This is a genomic window from Mesorhizobium sp. B3-1-6 (assembly GCF_006439555.1).
In the GTDB taxonomy this organism is placed as follows: domain Bacteria; phylum Pseudomonadota; class Alphaproteobacteria; order Rhizobiales; family Rhizobiaceae; genus Mesorhizobium.
On sequence record NZ_VFTM01000033.1, the window covers coordinates 59,335 to 74,499 of the forward strand.

A 15,165-nucleotide genomic window follows, 5' to 3' on the forward strand; every position below is an offset into this window, starting at 1 on the left:
GGAACGCCGGCAATGCCAGCGATCCCAATTTTCAGTATTGCGCCGCGCGGCAGTTATTTCAAGCTTAAAGTTTCATAATTGAATGATCGCCGCCGGCGCGTTTGGTTCTTCACTTGGTCGGATCCTTCGGGCTCCACAACACTGTCTCGGCGCCCTTTTCATAGGCCATCCCATCCGGGTAGCTGATCGCCTCCAGCTGCAGCCCCCAAGGCGTCTGGAAATAGAGGATGGTCTGCCCGGCGGCCGGCCCTTCCTTCACCGGCAGCGGTCCCATCCGGGTTTTAACACCCTTACCCTCGAGATAGGTCTTCGCGGCGGCGACGTCGTCGACATAGAAGGCGATGTGGAAGCCGCCGATGTCGCTGTTCTTCGGCGTCAGGTCCTTCTGGTCGGGCGCGGTGTATTTGAACAGCTCGATGTTCGAGCCATAGCCGCAGCGCACCATGGTGATCTCCTCGATCACCGCCTTCGGATCGACGCCGAGCACGTCTTGCATGAACGTGCCCTTGTCGTCGGCGAATGGACCGAAGGACATCGCCTTCTTGCAGCCGACGACATTGGTGAAGAAGTCGACGGCCTGCTTCATGTCGGGCACGGTAAGGCCGGTGTGGTCGTGCCCGCGCATGCCGGGTATGGAATCCGCCGATGCGGCCCCCATTGAGCCGAACAGGATTGCGGCAAGCATCGCGCCGCGAGTTGTGAAGTTCATGTCACCCTCCGTTGACGGGCTCACTTGTCCTTGCGCACATCCGAGGCCCGCTGGTCGGCGTGCGGATTGCTCAGTTCATTCGGGCGCCTTCGCCGCTGGCTGCAGCCAGTCCGGATCGATCTCCGGCAGCGGAATGGCGGCGAGCAGGTCGCGCGTGTAGGTTTCCTTCGGGCTGGCGAACAGCGCGTCGGTGGCGCTCGCCTCGACGATCACGCCTTCGCGCATGACGATGACCTGCTGGCAGAGCCGCCGGATCACCGACAGATCATGGCTGATGAAGGCGACCGTCAGTCCCATCTCGGCCGCCAGTCCTTCCAGCAGCGTCAGGATCTGCGCCTGCGTCGAGACGTCGAGGCCGGAGACGATCTCGTCGGCCAGCACGAATTTCGGCGACAGCGCCAGAGCCCGCGCGATGCCGACGCGCTGCCGCTGGCCGCCCGAAAGCTCGTGGCGGTAGCGGCTGGTAAAACTCTGCGGCAGGCCGACGCGCTGCAGGGCTTCCGCCACGCGCTCTTTCAGCCGGTCGCCAAGCCCGTTCTGCCTCAGGGGCGCCGCGATGATGCTGAAGATCGTATGCCGCGGGTTGAGCGACGACATCGGGTCCTGGAAGATCATCTGCAGGTCGCGGCGAAGTGGCCTCAGCTCGGCCTCCGAAAGACGGCTGATGTCGTGCCCCTCGAAGCCGATCGAGCCGGCGCTCGGCTCGATCAGCCTGACCAGCGCGCGTCCGAGCGTCGACTTGCCGGAGCCGGACTCGCCGACGATGCCGGTGACCGATCCCTTGGGCAGGTCGAAGTCCAGCCCTTTCAGGATTTCGGCCAGCGGCGCGCGGCCGATCAGCGGCTTGCGCGTCATGTCGGGCAGCGCCACCTTCAGCCCGCGCACGGAAAACAGCGGCTCAGCCATGGCCGGGCCTCCAGCCTTTGTCGGCGGCGGCGATCTCGGCCGCCAGCCCGGCAAGCACGCTCTCGTCCACCGGCTTCAGCGAGGCATACGGATCGGTGTAGCGCGGCGTCGCCGCGATCAGCGCGCGCGTGTACGGATGCTGCGGGGCCGCCAAAAGCTGCGCGGTATCGGCCTCCTCGACCACCTTGCCAGCATAGAGCACCGAAACCTTCTGGCTGATCTTGGCGACGACGCCGAGGTCATGGGTGACGAACAGGATCGCCGTGCCGTGATCGCGCTGCAGTTGCGCGATCAGCCGCAGGATCTGCTTCTGCACGGTGACGTCGAGCGCAGTCGTCGGTTCGTCGGCAACGATCAGCCTCGGCTCCGCCGCGAAGGCCGCCGCGATCAGCACGCGCTGGCGCATGCCGCCCGACAATTCGTGCGGGTAGCTTTTCAGCACGCGCTCGGGATCGCGGATCTGCACCTCGTCGAGCAGTTGCCGGGTGCGCTGGTCGGCTCTCTCGCCGCTCCAGCCGAGGATGCGCACCAGCCGGTCGGTCATCTGCGGGCCGATGCGCCGCGACGGGTTGAGCGCGGTCAGCGGATCCTGCGGGATCAGCGCCGTGCGCGCGCCGATCAGGTTCCGCCGCGCCTTGGGATCGAGCCGGCCGAGATCCTCGCCCTCGATCAGCATATCGCCCTCGACGACGCGCACGCTTTTCGGCAGGACGCCGAGCACGGCCTTGCCGATCATCGTCTTGCCGGCGCCGCTCTCGCCGACCAGCGCGCGCACTTCGCCCGGCTGGACGGCAAGCGACACCGAGCGCAGCACGCGCTGGCCGTTGGGAAGCACGGCGCTCAAGCGGCGGATGTCGAGGCACGCGCTCATCGCAGCACCGGATCGAAGCGCGCCTTCAGCGCCTCGCCGAACTGGCTGAAGGAAAGCACTGTCAGGATCAGCGTGATCAGCGGGAACACCAGCACCCACCAGGCCTGATGGATCGACAGCCGGCCCTCGGCGATGATGCCGCCCCAGGTCGGGTCGTCGGTCGAGATCGACAGATTGACGAAGGACAGGATCGCTTCGACGATCACCGCGATGCCCATTTCGAGCGACAACAGCGCCACCACCGACGGCAGCACATTGGGCAGCACTTCGCGCAGCATGATGCCGATGCGGCCATAACCGGCGATGCGCGCGCTCTCGACATAATCCATGCGCGCCTGGCTCATCGCCTCGGCGCGGATGACCCGGCAGAAGCGTGTCCAGTCGATGATCGCGATGGCGAGGATGACGGAACTGAGCCCCGTGCCCAGCACCGCGACCAGAAGGATCGCGAACAGCACCGGCGGGAACGCCATCCACACATCGACGATGCGCGAGATGATGCGGTCGGCCCAGCCGCCGAAATAGCCGGCGATCAGCCCCAGCGCCGAACCGAGGAGACAGGCGGACGTCGCCGCCGCGAAGGCAACGATGAAGGCGATGCGGCCGCCGAAGATCAGGCGTGACAGCAGGTCCCGGCCGAGGCTGTCGGTGCCTAGCCAATAGCCCGGCTCGGCGCCGTCGAGCCAGAAGGGCGGCAGGCGCTCCAGCATCAGGTCCTGCGCCAGCGGGTCCTGCGGCGCGACCATTGGCGCGAAGATCGCCGCCAGCAGCGCCAGCAGAAGCCAGCCGCCGGCCAGCCACAGCCGCGGGCTCAAGCCGAGTCGGGCGATGCGCGCGTCATCCATGGCGCAGCCTCGGATTGAGCAGCGCATACATCATGTCGACGGCAAGGTTGATCAGCACGAAGAGCAGCGCGAACACCAGCACGATGCCCTGGATCAGCGGCAGGTCGCGGTTGATGACGGCATCGATCGCCATGTTGCCGAGACCCTCATAGGAGAACAGCCGCTCGACGATGACGGTGCCGCCGATGAGGAAGGTGAACTGCACGCCGACCAGCGTCAGCGTCGGCAGCGCCGCGTTCTTCAGCGCCTCGCGCAGGATGACCTGCGTTTCGGAAAAACCCTTGACCCGCGCCAGCACGACATAGTCGAGGTCGAGCACTTCCTTCAGCGACTGTTTCAGGAGCTGCGCGATGATCGCCGCCAGCGGCAGCGCCAAGGCCACGGCTGGCATCAGCATATGCTTGAGCAGGTCCCAGGTGAGGTCGAAGCGGAGCCTTAGAATGCTCTCGACCAGGTAGAACTGGGTGACGAAGGGCAAATCGAGCTGTGGCGACACCCGGCCGGAGATGTCGAACACCGGCACCAGCACGCCGAACAGCAGGATCAGCACCAGGCCCCACAGGAAATCGGGGATGGAAAGCGTCGCGCCGCTGGCGATGTCGATGCCCGCTTCGAGCGCCGTGCCGCGCGAGCGCGCGCCGAGGATCGCGGCCGTGGCGCCGATCGCGATCGCCATCAGCAGCGCCACGGTCGCAAGCTCCAGCGTCGCCGGCAGCCGGTTGAAGACCAGCCCGAGCACGTCCTGGCGCAACGAGATCGACGTGCCGAAATCGCCATGCAGCACGCCGCCGAGCCAGATGAAGAATTGCTGCACGATCGACTTGTCGAGCCCGTAGAGCGCGCGCAGCCGCGCAATGTCGTCATTGCTGGCGCCGGGCGGCAGCATCATGGCGATCGGGTCGCCGGGCGCCGCGCGGATGACGACGAAGACGACGATGGCGACGCCGAGCAGCGTCACCAGCATCGTCAGCAGACGAACGAGGAATCTCTGCAGCAGCATGCGCCCATATGCCTAGATGAAAATGCGCGCCGTCTTGCGGACGGCGCGCGTGGCAATCCAAGACCGGCGATCAGGCGGCCGGGGTCATCAGCGCCGGCAGCAGCGCGCCGGACACATGTTGCACGACATTGACCTTCTTCGAGTGCACGATCGGCTGCGCATATTGCATCAGCGGCAGCACATAGGCCTGTTCGGCGATGTATTTGTCGACGGCCTTCCAGCCGGCAATGCGCTTGGCCTCGTCCTTCTCGCCCCATAGCGGGTTGATCATGTCGATCAGGTCCTGGCTGTCCCACACCGAATGCGGGCTCGGGCCGTACATGGCGAAGCCGGTCGAGGTGGTCGGATCGCCGATGGAATTGCCCCAGTTGTAGAAGGCGGCTGGCGCCAGCTTGTCGGCGGCGCGTAGCTCATAGTGCTTGGCGATCTCGTAGACCTCGATATTGGCCTCGATGCCGACCTTGCGCCACATGCCGACGATCGCCTGGATCATCTCATAGTCCTTGGGCTTGAAGCCCTTGGTCGTCTGGATGGTGAACTTCACCGGCTTCTCCGGCGAATAGCCGGAAGCCGCCAGCAGTTCCTTGGCCTTGTCGGGATTGTGCTCGACCTTGATCGAGGCATCGAAGGCCGCGTATTCCGGCGTCTCCAGCGTCGCGATCGGCTGGCCGTAGCCGCGCAACAGTCGCTTCACCAGCAGATCCTTGTCCACCGCCATCACGGCCGCCTGGCGAACGTTCTTGTCCAGCATCGCCTCGATGTCGTTGAAGAAGATCATACCGATGTCGGAAACGTTCTTGATCGAGCCGGCCAGCCCGTCCTTGGCGATCAGCCGGTCATATTCCTCATAGGGAATTTCGAGCGTCACCTGCGAGGAACCGGATTCGATCTCGGCAACACGGCTCGCCGCGTCGGTGACGAACTTGATCGTCACGTTCTCGAAGGCCGGCTTCGTGCCCCAATAGTGCGGATTGGCCTTCAGCCGCAGGAAGGCGTTGCGCTCGAACTTGTCGACCATATACGGCCCGGTGCCGATCGGCGCCTTCTCGAAGCCTTCGGCGCCCACCTTCTCGTAATAGGCCTTGGGCAAGATGTAACCGGTCAGGAACGACATCCACTTGAAATAGACCGGATCGAACTGCACGACGTCGCCGGTGATCTTGTTGCTGTCGATCTTGAAATTGTTGACGTTCTTCCAGACGAACTGGATCGGGTTGCCGGTCTTCTCGTCGCCGGCCCGTGTCAGCGACCATACCACGTCTTCGGGTGTGAAGGGCGAGCCGTCATGCCATTTCACGCCCTCACGCACCGTCATCATCACCTTGGTGCGGTCGTCGTTCCAGCCCCATTCGGTGAGCAGGCCGGGCGTGAAGGAGAGGTCCGGCTTCTGGCCGATGATCTGGTCGAACACCGACTGGTAGAGGCCTTGGATGGTCGGGTTCACCGCCGAGGGTCCGGTTGTCGGATCCCAGGAGGGCAGGTTGACATTGTAGGCGATGGTGAGCTCGTCCGCCGCCTTTGCCGCCCTCGGCAGGCCGAGCGTGGCGGCGCCAATCGCTGCCGCGCCATAGCCTAGCAAGTCACGTCTGTTGATGGTCATGGTCGTTCCCCTTGTTGGTTGTCATTTGTCCGCGCGGCGTTTTCATTCGGTGGTGGGCAACCGCGCTTGTCCATCCCGGAATTCTAGCTCTTTGTTGGAGCATGATCTTTCTCCGAAAACCGGTTCCCACTTTTTGCGTTCGCTGACCTTCGGTTCGGGATCATGCTCTAATTCCCTCCCAGTTGTTGGGCGAGCATGAAGCCGGAGCCGGCGCCGGTACCGGCGCCGGGCCATGTCGCGGCGCCGGTGAGGAAGAGGTTCGAGACCGGCGTGCTCCAGCGCGCGAAGCCGCGCGCCGGACGGAAGAGGAAATTCTGCGCCAGATGATGGCTGCCGCAGATCTGGTCGCCGCCGACAAGGTTCGGGTTCTCGCGTTCCAGATCGAGCGGCGAGAACACCGCACGGCCGAGGATTTTCTTGGCCAATCCCGGCGCGTAGCTTTCGATGATGTCGAGCACGCGCTCGGCATAGGCGTCCTTGACCGCGTCCCAGTGAGCGGGGGCGATCTTGCCCGCGGCATCGCCAAGGATCTCCGCCGGCAGCATGCGCACCTGCACCCACAGCACATGCTTGCCTTGCGGCGCGCGCGACGGATCGACCGCCGTCGGCTGGCCGACGACCAGCACCGGCTGGTCGGGCAGCAGGCCGGCGATCGCCTGCTGATAGACACGCGACATGGCATCGAGCGACGGCGCCAGATGCACATAGGCGAACTGGCGAAGTTCGGCGCCGGCGCTCCAGTCCGGCAGGTCGTCCAGCGCCAGGTGGATCATCATCGTGCCTGGCGCATGGCGGAATTTCTTCATCGCCGCATCGAAGCCGGTGTTGCCGGAGCCATTGGGCAGCAGCTTGCCCGGCAGCGCTTTCGGCGCGACACCGGCAATGACGGCCTTGGTCGCGCTATGGATTTCGCCGGATGCCAGCCGCACGCCGGTCGCCTTGCCGCCAGAAACCGTTATCTCGGCGACATCCGCGCCGGTCGTGATCTGGCCGCCGGCCACCGTCACCATGCCGGCCAGCGCGCGGATGATGGTGTCGGCGCCGCCCTTGCCCAGCACCATGCCGAAACTCTGGTTGGCCATCGATTCCAGATAAGGGAACACGGCGCCGCCGGCGATGTCCGGCGCGAAGTCGAGATGCATGCCCCAGGCCGCGAGGGTCGTGCGCACATGCGGCGTCTCGAAATTTTCCTCGAGCCAGGCGCGAGGCGATGACAGCAGCAATCGAGCCGTATCGAGAGCGCCGGCGATGCCCTTCTTGCGCCACAGGTTCCAGCCCGTGCCGGCCAGCGCTTTTGCGCTCATCGGCGAGCCCAGCAGCCGGAACAAATGTTCGGCTTCCCCTGGAAAGGCGCTGACCAGGCGGCGCCATGCGGCTGCATCCGCCGACGAGAAGGCGGCCAGCCGCGCCGCCGTCTTTTCGAGGTCGTTGCTGACGCCGAAACATGTCCCGTCCGGAAAGGCGCTGGCGAAACAGTCGCCCACCGGCGCGAATTCCAGCCCGTGACCTTTCAATTCATTTGCATATTTCCGGTGAAAGGCGGAGCCGGCGAAGAGGCTTAGGTTCATCGCGCCGAAATCGTGCCGGAAGCCGGGAAGCGTGTATTCGGCGGTCCGCACCGCGCCGCCGATCGCCTCGCTGCGCTCGAAAACCGCTATTTTCCAGCCCTTGAGCGCCAAATGCGCGGCGCATGCCAGACTGTTGTGGCCCGCCCCGACAAAGATGGCGTCGAACTCGCTCACGCCCCGCCCCAAAAATGCTTTATGCTTAAAGATAATTGCAGATGCATATGTTTTCGTCTAGTAGGTATATTAAGGGCCGCAACGAGCCTTGATGATCACCGACAAGAGGGAACGAAAGACCATGGACACGCAGAAACTCCTCGGCGAGGTCGCCAGCCAGCTGCTCTCGGGCGCCATCAAGGTGGTCGACCTGACGGCGCCGCTCGGTCCCGATACGCCGCTGATCAAGCTGCCGCCGGAACTCGCCGTCGATACGCCGAAGGTCGAGATCCACGAGATCTCCAAATATGACAAGAACGGCCCGTGGTGGGCCTGGAATTGGCTGAAGCTCGGTGAGCATTCGGGCACGCATTTCGACGCGCCGCAGCACTGGATCACGGGCAAGGACTATCCGGACGGCGCCACCGACACCATTCCGGCGCAGAATTTCATCGGCCCGGTCAACGTCATCGACTGCTCCAAGGAGTCGGCGGCCGACCACGACTTCCTGCTCACCGTCGACCATATCAAGGCCTGGGAAGCCAAGCATGGCGCCATCAATCCCGGCGAGTGGGTGGTGATGCGCACCGACTGGTACAAGCGCAACGGCTCGGAAGCCGAGTTCCTCAACGCCAACGAGACTGGCCCGCACACGCCCGGCCCGACGGCGGAAGCCATCCAGTTCCTGATAGCCAAGGACATCAAGGGCTGGGGCTCGGAGACGATCGGCACGGATGCCGGTAAAGCAGGAGGGATGGAGCCGCCGTTCCCGGCGCACACGCTGATGCACAAGGCCAACCGCTATGGCCTCGCCAGCCTCTGCAACCTCGACCAACTGCCGCCCAAGGGCGCGATCCTGATCGCCGCTCCGCTCAAGATCGAGCGCGGCACCGGCAGCCCGATCCGAGCGCTGGCGCTGGTGCCTCGGGGTTAAAGCCAAGGCAACGACGATGGGCGACGTCGATCACATCATCGTCGGCAGCGGCATCAACGCCCTGGTCTGCGCGGCGATGCTTGGCGCCAAGGGCGCCAAGGTGCTCGTGCTCGAGCGCAACGACCGCATCGGTGGCTGCATGCGCACCGAGGAGATCACAGCGCCAGGCTTCGTTCATGACGTGATGGCCACGACCTTCGTGCTGTTCGTCACGTCGCCAGCTTTTGCCGCGCTCGGCAAGGACCTTGCGCGGCATGGGCTGGAGTTCTGCCACGCCGCCACGCCGACAGGCGTGCTCACGCCGGACGGCAGCCATGCCGTTATCACCACCGACCGCGCCGCCAACATCGCGGCGCTGAACCGGATCGCCTCCGGCGATGGCGACCGTCACGGCGGCGATGTCGGCGATATCGAGCGCAATGCCGGGCTGCTGTTCGGCCTGCTCGGCGGCGCGCTCTGGTCCTATCCGACGACGAAGCTCATCGCCGGCGAAGCCTGGCGGCGTGGCCCGCGCGACCTTGCCACCTTCATGGGCGGGGCGCTGGTGCCCGCGCGGGGTTGGTTGGAAACGACTTACACATCCGACATCGTCCGCGCGCTCTGGGCGCCCTGGGTGCTGCATGCCGGGCTCGGCCCGGAAGACGCCTTCTCCGGCCAGATCGCCAAGGTCATCGCCTTCGCGCTGGAGGCCGCCGGCGCGCCGATTGTCAAGGGCGGCGCGAAAAACCTGCTCGCCGCCTTCGAGGCGCTGATCAGGGAACGCGGCGGCGAAATCCGCGTCAACGCCGACGTCGCCTCGATCGTCCAGACAGGCGGCCGCGCCAGCGGCGTCCGGCTCGCCTTCGGCGAAACCCTGAGCGCCGCCAAGAGCGTCATCTGCTCGGTCACGCCGACGCAGCTCTATGGCCGTCTGCTCGGAGGGGATGCCCCAAAGCGCGACGTCGAAGCGACGCGCGTTTATCGCTACGGCAAGGGCAATTTCCAGATCCACTACGCGCTCGACAAGCCGCCGGCCTGGCGCGGCGAGGGTCTCGACAAGGTGGCGCTGCTGCATCTGACACCGGGTTTGGATGGCGTCTCAAAAGCCTGCAACGAGGCAGTGCGCGGTCTGCTGCCGGAGGTGCCGACGATCTGCGTCGGCCAGCCGCATGCGCTCGATCCATCGCGCTGCCCGGAGGGCAAGGCGATCCTTTGGCTGCAACTGCCCGAGGCGCCGCGCCACATCAAGGGCGATGCCGCCGGCAAGCTCGAGGCGCCGGCCGAAGGCCGTTGGAGCGAGGCGTTGCGCGAGGCCTATGCCGACCGCGTCGAGGCGATCCTCGCCAACCACATCGACGGTTTTCGCGCGAGCGTGATCGCGCGCCGCGCCTATTCACCGGCCGATCTCGAAGCGATGAACGTCAACCTTGTCGGCGGCGATCCCTATGGCGGCTCGTCGACCATCGACCAGTCCTTCCTGTGGCGGCCGTTCAAGGCCAGCCGCAACCATGAGACCGGCATCAAGGGCCTCTATCATATCGGCGCCTCGACCCATCCGGGCGCCGGCCTCGGCGGCGGCTCCGGCTTCCTTGTGGCGGGGAGGCTCTGATGGAACAGAAACTCGCCGAAAAACGCCAGCGCATCTCCACCCTCGGCCAGATCGGCCTGCAGCAGTTCGCGCCCTATCTGATGAACCGCATCATGGGCCGCTACAACGCCACGCTGCGCGACGACTTCCGCAAGCAAGGCCTGACCATTCCACAGGTGCGGACGCTCGCCGTGCTCTCGGTCACCGACGGCGTCACCGTCAACGACCTCTCGGTCTACACGGTGATCGAGCAGTCGACCTTGAGCCGCACGCTCGACGCGCTGGAAGGCCAGGGCCTGGTGCGGCGCGAGCAGGGCGTCACCGACAGCCGCTTCCGCCATGTGTTCCTGACCGATGACGGACGCGCGCTGTTCACGCGCGCCTGGCCGGCCATGCACGACGCCTTCGAGGCGATGTTCGACGGTGTCGACGACGCCGAGTATGCCGCGCTGATCGCGACGCTGCAGAAAATGCTGAACAACATTCGCAAGCACGAGATCTAGATATACGCGCCGCCCCTGGCGATGGGCGAGCGGCAACGGAAGGAGGCAGAGATGGCCGAACGGTCTTTTGCCAAGGAAGTCGAAAAGCTCAGGCTTGGCGCCGGCGAGGAATTCGCGGGCGAGGGCATCCTCGCCATCACCAAGGCGCTGCTGCAATGCGGCGTCGGCTATGTCGGCGGCTACCAGGGCGCACCGATCAGTCATCTGATGGACGTGCTGGCCGACGCGCAGGATATCCTGGGCGAGCTCGGCGTGCATTTCGAGGCGAGCGCTTCGGAAGCGACCGCCACCGCGATGCTCGCCGCTTCCGTGCATTACCCGATCCGGGGTGCTGCCACCTTCAAGTCGACAGTCGGCACCAATGTCGCTTCGGATGCGCTCGCCAACCTGGCGTCCGGCGGCGTCACCGGCGGCGCGCTGATCATCGTCGGCGAGGACTATGGCGAAGGCTCCTCGATCATGCAGGAGCGCAGCCACGCTTTCGCCATGAAGAGCCAGGTCTGGCTGCTCGACCCGCGTCCGAACCTGCCCTCGATCGTCAAGGCGGTCGAGGACGGCTTCGAGCTGTCGGAAATCTCCAACACGCCGGTTATGCTGCAGGTGCGCATCCGCTGCTGCCACGTCCACGGCCACTTCACCGCCAAGGACAACAAGCGTCCGCCAATGTCGGTCGCCGATGCGCTTGCCGCGCCGCGCCGCGACACCGGCCGTATCGTGCTGCCGCCCGCCTCCTTCCTGCATGAGAAGGAGAAGGTCGCCAAGCGTTGGCCGGCGGCGGTCGATTTCATCAAGAGCCGCAAGATCAACGAGATGTTCGGGCCGGACCATGGCTCGATCGGCATCGTCATGCAGGGCGGCATGTACAATTCCGTCATCCGCGCGCTGCAGCGGCTGGGCCTCGCCGACACCTATGGCGACACCGACGTGCCGCTCTATGTGCTGAACGCCGTCTATCCGCTGGTCGACGACGAGTTCCTGTCCTTCTGCGAAGGCAAGCAGGCGGTGCTGGTCGTCGAGGAAGGCCAGCCCAACTACATCGAGCAGGCCTTCGCCGCCATGCTGCACAAGGCCGGCCGCGGCACCAAGCTGGTCGGCAAGGAGCATCTGCCGATGGCCGGCGAATATACCGGGCAGGTCATGCTCGACGGCATCGGCTCCTTCCTGCGGGCGCACGCCCCGCATCTGCTGCCGGGCGAGGTGCGCGCGCCGAACAAGCTGGGCGAGGGCGTCGATACGGCCGATCTCATCAATGTCGTTCCGGGCCGCCCGCCGGGCTTCTGCATAGGCTGCCCGGAGCGGCCGATCTTCGCGGCGACGAAACTGGTCGAACAGGAGCTCGGCAAGCACCACATCGCCTCCGACATCGGCTGCCATCTGTTCTCGATCATGCCGCCTTTCGAGCTCGGCGCCACCACCATGGGCTATGGGCTTGGGCCGGCTTCTGCCTCGGCCTTCAATTCGCCGGACGCAAAACGCCGCTCGATCTCCTTCGTCGGCGACGGCGGCTTCTGGCACAATGGCCTGACCTCCTCGATCGGCAATGCGGTGTTCAACAAGAATGACGGCGTCATCGTCATCGTCGACAACTTTTACTCGGCCGCCACCGGCGGCCAGGACATCCTGTCCTCGCGCGCCTCGAACCGCACCAAGTCCACAAAACATCCGATCGATGAAGCGGTGAAAGGCATGGGCGTCAAATGGCTGCGCCACATCGACCGCACCTATGATGTCGGCAAGATGCAAGCCGCGCTGCGCGAGGCGCTGACCACCGAGGAGAAGGGGCCGAAAGTCATCGTCGCCTCGTCGGAATGCATGCTCAACCGGCAGCGCCGCGAGAAGCCGCTGGTCGACAAGGCGATCAAGGGCGGTGAGCGCGTGGTGAAGCCGAAATTCGGCGTCGACGAGGACATCTGCACGGGCGACCATGCCTGCATGCGGCTCTCCGGCTGCCCGTCGTTGTCGGTCAAGTCGCTCGACGATCCGCTGCGCGACGATCCTGTCGCCTCGATCGACCAGAATTGCGTCGGCTGCGGCAATTGCGGCGAGGTGGCGGATGCGGCCGTGCTATGCCCGTCCTTCTATCGCGCCGACGTCGTTCACAATCCGGGCCGCTGGGACCGTTTCCTGGAAAGCGCGCGCCGCGCCGTGATCGGCCTGTTGCAGCGGCGCCGCGAGAGCCGCCGTTTGATGTTCGCCGATGCTTGACCACAACGCAGCGCTGCACCCGAAGACGGGCGCTTCCGATGACGAGCGGGTGATAAAACTCGCCGTGCTCGCGGTCGGCGGCCAGGGCGGCGGCGTGCTTGCCGACTGGATCACCGACGTCGCCGAGCGCAACGGCTACATCGCGCAATCGACCTCCGTCGCCGGCGTCGCCCAGCGCACCGGCGCGACGATCTATTACATCGAGATGGCCCGCGACACCGGCCGGCTGCCGGTCTTCGCGCTGTCGCCTTCGCAGGGCGATGTCGACATCCTGATTGCCGCCGAATTGATGGAAGCCGGCCGCGCCATCATCCGCGGTTTCGTCACGCCCGAGCGCACGACGCTGATCACCTCCTCGCACCGCATCGCCGCCGTCTCGGAAAAGACCGAGCCGGGCGACGGCCGCGCCTCGTCGGAGAAAGTGCATGCGACGGCGCAAGCGGCGGCCAAGCGCTTCATCGCCTTCGACATGGAGAAGATCGCCGCCGACAACGGCACCATGATCTCGGCCAGCCTGCTCGGCGCGCTGGCCGGTTCCGATGCGTTGCCCTTCACCCGGGAAAGCTACGAACAGGCGATCGGCGCCGGTGGCCGTGGCGTCGGGCCAAGCCTCGCGGCCTTCGGCGCAGCCTGCGACCGCGCGCGAGGCATCGCTGCTGCTCCGGCGGGCGACGAGGCAGAGGCGAAACCTGCCATTGCTCAACCCAGGCCAACGGCGAGCGTCAGTGGGCCCGAAACCTTGCTGAAGGGCTGGCAGGAGCTTGCCGGCCGCGTCGCGGCACTGCCGGTGCCGGTGCGCGACATGGCCGAACGCGGGCTGAAGAAGGTCGTCGACTATCAGGACATCGCCTATGGCGGCGAATATCTCGACCGGTTGGACAGCGCGGCGGCGCTCGACAATGCGGAGCGCGGCTTCGCGCTGTCGATCGCTGCGGCAAAGCATCTCGCCAACGCCATGTGCTACGACGACATGATCCGCGTCGCCGATTTGAAGACGCGCTCGACCCGCGACCGGCGCGTGCGCAAGGAAGTCGGCGTCAAGGAAGGTTCGGTCCTGCAGGTCACCGAATATTTCCATCCGCGCATCGAGGAGTTCTGCGGCACGCTGCCGGCGGGGCTGGGCAGCTACATCGAAAGCCGGCCGAAGCTCGCCGCCTTCCTCGACCGCCGCATAAATCGCGGCCGCCACATCCGCACCGACAGTTTCACCGGCTTCGCCATGCTCTGGTTCATCGGCGGCCTGCGCCGCTGGCGCCGCAGCCTGCTGCGCCACAGGGTCGAGGTCGAGCATCTGGAGCGCTGGTACGGCCTGGCGCTCGGCTATGTGCCCCAGGACTACGCTTTGGCCACCGAAATCCTCAACTGCCGCCGGCTGATCAAGGGCTACAGCGACACCCATGCGCGTGCCCAGTCGAAATTCGACCGCGTGCTCTCGGCGCTACCCATGCTGAAGGGCAGGGACGATGCCGCCGACTGGATCCGCCGCCTGCGCGAGGCGGCGCTGAAGGACGAAAAGGGCGATATGCTGGACGGCGCGCTGAAGACCGTGGCGACGCTCAACGAGACCTCTGCCCCGATAACGAAGATGTGATCCGCCTGCCTGCGACGGGTTTCGGCCACGTCCTCCGTTTCAGGGAGGTAGGGATCAATCCCGGAGACAAACTCATGTTGGCTAAGTATTTTCTGCCCGTTGCGCTGGCGGCCGGCACCTTGCTGCTGTCCGGAGCCGGCTCCCAGGCCATGCCGATGACTAAACCCAGCGCTGCGTCACCGCCGATCGAAACCGTCGGCTGGCGCTGCGGTCCCGGCTGGCACGTGAACCGTTGGGGCAATTGCGTGCCCAACGGCCGCCGGTTCATCCGGCCCGTGCGCCATTGGCATCCCGGCTTCTGCATCACGGCCGCTGGCACCCCGGTTTCTGGAGCTGATGACCCGTCGACGGGATCGACGCCCACGCCGGCAACGGTTCAGACAGGCCAAAGAGAGAGAAGCCGGCGGGACAGCGCCCCCCTTTGTCCTGCCGGACATCTCCCCCACAAGGGGGGAGATCGGACGTCACGCAGGCTTTCGGCAATCGCCAGCGTCGTACCAAAGTCTATTCAACATCGCAGGAGTGAGCGCGGCGCCAAAGCTGCCAATCTCCCCCCAAGTGGGCAGGGGAATCGCATATGAGTTTTTTGGGCTTGAAAACGGCCTGAGAAGAGATTCTTTGGGAAGGCAGTCCAATGAAGGAGCGACTGCCATTTCCTGTCTTGAGAGCTACTTTGGCGCGGTGCCTGATCCCCGCGCGCCCAACGCCACGCA

At 65.4% G+C, this 15,165-nt stretch carries 12 protein-coding genes; 5 read left to right on the forward strand and 7 right to left on the reverse strand.

Going from position 1 to position 15,165, the window contains the following annotated elements; all coding sequences use genetic code 11:
* Positions 1–109: 109 nt before the first annotated feature.
* The 7 genes from FJ414_RS25320 to FJ414_RS25350 all read right to left on the reverse strand — a co-directional run bounded on the left by FJ414_RS25320 (position 110) and on the right by FJ414_RS25350 (position 7,673).
* Positions 110–709 carry a VOC family protein gene (locus FJ414_RS25320; protein ID WP_140647105.1) on the reverse strand — a complete coding sequence of 200 codons (600 nt, stop codon included), beginning with the start codon at positions 707–709 and terminating at the stop codon, positions 110–112.
* Between the two features lie 75 nt (positions 710–784).
* Positions 785–1,615, reverse strand: coding sequence for an ATP-binding cassette domain-containing protein (locus FJ414_RS25325; RefSeq protein WP_140647106.1), 831 nt, complete (start codon positions 1,613–1,615; stop codon positions 785–787).
* On the reverse strand, positions 1,608–2,486 hold the full coding sequence (locus tag FJ414_RS25330) for an ABC transporter ATP-binding protein (RefSeq protein WP_140647107.1): 879 nt from the start codon (positions 2,484–2,486) through the stop codon (positions 1,608–1,610). The genes FJ414_RS25325 and FJ414_RS25330 overlap by 8 nt, the downstream gene beginning before the upstream one ends.
* Positions 2,483–3,331, reverse strand: coding sequence for an ABC transporter permease (locus FJ414_RS25335; protein WP_140647108.1), 849 nt, complete (start codon positions 3,329–3,331; stop codon positions 2,483–2,485). The genes FJ414_RS25330 and FJ414_RS25335 overlap by 4 nt, the downstream gene beginning before the upstream one ends.
* Entirely contained in the window at positions 3,324–4,331 is a 1,008-nt protein-coding gene (locus tag FJ414_RS25340; RefSeq protein WP_140647109.1) for an ABC transporter permease, read from the reverse strand. The genes FJ414_RS25335 and FJ414_RS25340 overlap by 8 nt, the downstream gene beginning before the upstream one ends.
* A gap of 70 nt (positions 4,332–4,401) precedes the next feature.
* Positions 4,402–5,931 (reverse strand): ABC transporter substrate-binding protein, encoded by a 1,530-nt coding sequence (locus FJ414_RS25345; protein WP_140647110.1) that lies wholly within the window; start codon positions 5,929–5,931, stop codon positions 4,402–4,404.
* A 167-nt stretch (positions 5,932–6,098) separates the two neighbouring features.
* A complete protein-coding gene (locus FJ414_RS25350) occupies positions 6,099–7,673 on the reverse strand; it encodes an NAD(P)/FAD-dependent oxidoreductase (RefSeq protein WP_140647111.1) in 1,575 nt (524 codons plus the stop codon).
* A 121-nt stretch (positions 7,674–7,794) separates the two neighbouring features.
* Here FJ414_RS25350 and FJ414_RS25355 point away from each other — a divergent pair, with 121 nt between their 5' ends.
* The 5 genes from FJ414_RS25355 to FJ414_RS25375 are packed head-to-tail and all read left to right on the forward strand — an operon-like array spanning position 7,795 to position 14,452.
* Positions 7,795–8,586, forward strand: a complete 792-nt coding sequence (locus FJ414_RS25355; RefSeq protein ID WP_140647112.1) for a cyclase family protein — start codon at positions 7,795–7,797, stop codon at positions 8,584–8,586.
* 16 nt (positions 8,587–8,602) lie between these two features.
* Entirely contained in the window at positions 8,603–10,174 is a 1,572-nt protein-coding gene (locus tag FJ414_RS25360; protein WP_140647113.1) for an NAD(P)/FAD-dependent oxidoreductase, read from the forward strand.
* On the forward strand, positions 10,174–10,656 hold the full coding sequence (locus FJ414_RS25365) for a MarR family transcriptional regulator (protein WP_140647114.1): 483 nt from the start codon (positions 10,174–10,176) through the stop codon (positions 10,654–10,656). Before FJ414_RS25360 ends, FJ414_RS25365 begins: the two co-directional genes overlap by 1 nt.
* Before the next feature lie 51 nt (positions 10,657–10,707).
* Entirely contained in the window at positions 10,708–12,861 is a 2,154-nt protein-coding gene (locus FJ414_RS25370; RefSeq protein WP_140647115.1) for an indolepyruvate ferredoxin oxidoreductase subunit alpha, read from the forward strand.
* Complete coding sequence (locus FJ414_RS25375) at positions 12,854–14,452, forward strand: indolepyruvate oxidoreductase subunit beta family protein (RefSeq protein ID WP_140647116.1); 1,599 nt, start codon at positions 12,854–12,856, stop codon at positions 14,450–14,452. The genes FJ414_RS25370 and FJ414_RS25375 overlap by 8 nt, the downstream gene beginning before the upstream one ends.
* The last annotated feature ends 713 nt before the right edge of the window (positions 14,453–15,165 follow it).

Coding starts and splice junctions, on each gene's coding strand:
- FJ414_RS25370 (WP_140647115.1), top strand. CDS start 10,708: ATGGCCGAACGGTCTTTTGCCAAGGAAGTCGAAAAGCTCAGGCTTGGC.
- FJ414_RS25355 (WP_140647112.1), top strand. CDS start 7,795: ATGGACACGCAGAAACTCCTCGGCGAGGTCGCCAGCCAGCTGCTCTCG.
- FJ414_RS25360 (WP_140647113.1), top strand. CDS start 8,603: ATGGGCGACGTCGATCACATCATCGTCGGCAGCGGCATCAACGCCCTG.
- FJ414_RS25330 (WP_140647107.1), bottom strand. CDS start 2,486: ATGAGCGCGTGCCTCGACATCCGCCGCTTGAGCGCCGTGCTTCCCAAC.
- FJ414_RS25345 (WP_140647110.1), bottom strand. CDS start 5,931: ATGACCATCAACAGACGTGACTTGCTAGGCTATGGCGCGGCAGCGATT.
- FJ414_RS25335 (WP_140647108.1), bottom strand. CDS start 3,331: ATGGATGACGCGCGCATCGCCCGACTCGGCTTGAGCCCGCGGCTGTGG.
- FJ414_RS25365 (WP_140647114.1), top strand. CDS start 10,174: ATGGAACAGAAACTCGCCGAAAAACGCCAGCGCATCTCCACCCTCGGC.
- FJ414_RS25325 (WP_140647106.1), bottom strand. CDS start 1,615: ATGGCTGAGCCGCTGTTTTCCGTGCGCGGGCTGAAGGTGGCGCTGCCC.
- FJ414_RS25340 (WP_140647109.1), bottom strand. CDS start 4,331: ATGCTGCTGCAGAGATTCCTCGTTCGTCTGCTGACGATGCTGGTGACG.
- FJ414_RS25375 (WP_140647116.1), top strand. CDS start 12,854: ATGCTTGACCACAACGCAGCGCTGCACCCGAAGACGGGCGCTTCCGAT.
- FJ414_RS25320 (WP_140647105.1), bottom strand. CDS start 709: ATGAACTTCACAACTCGCGGCGCGATGCTTGCCGCAATCCTGTTCGGC.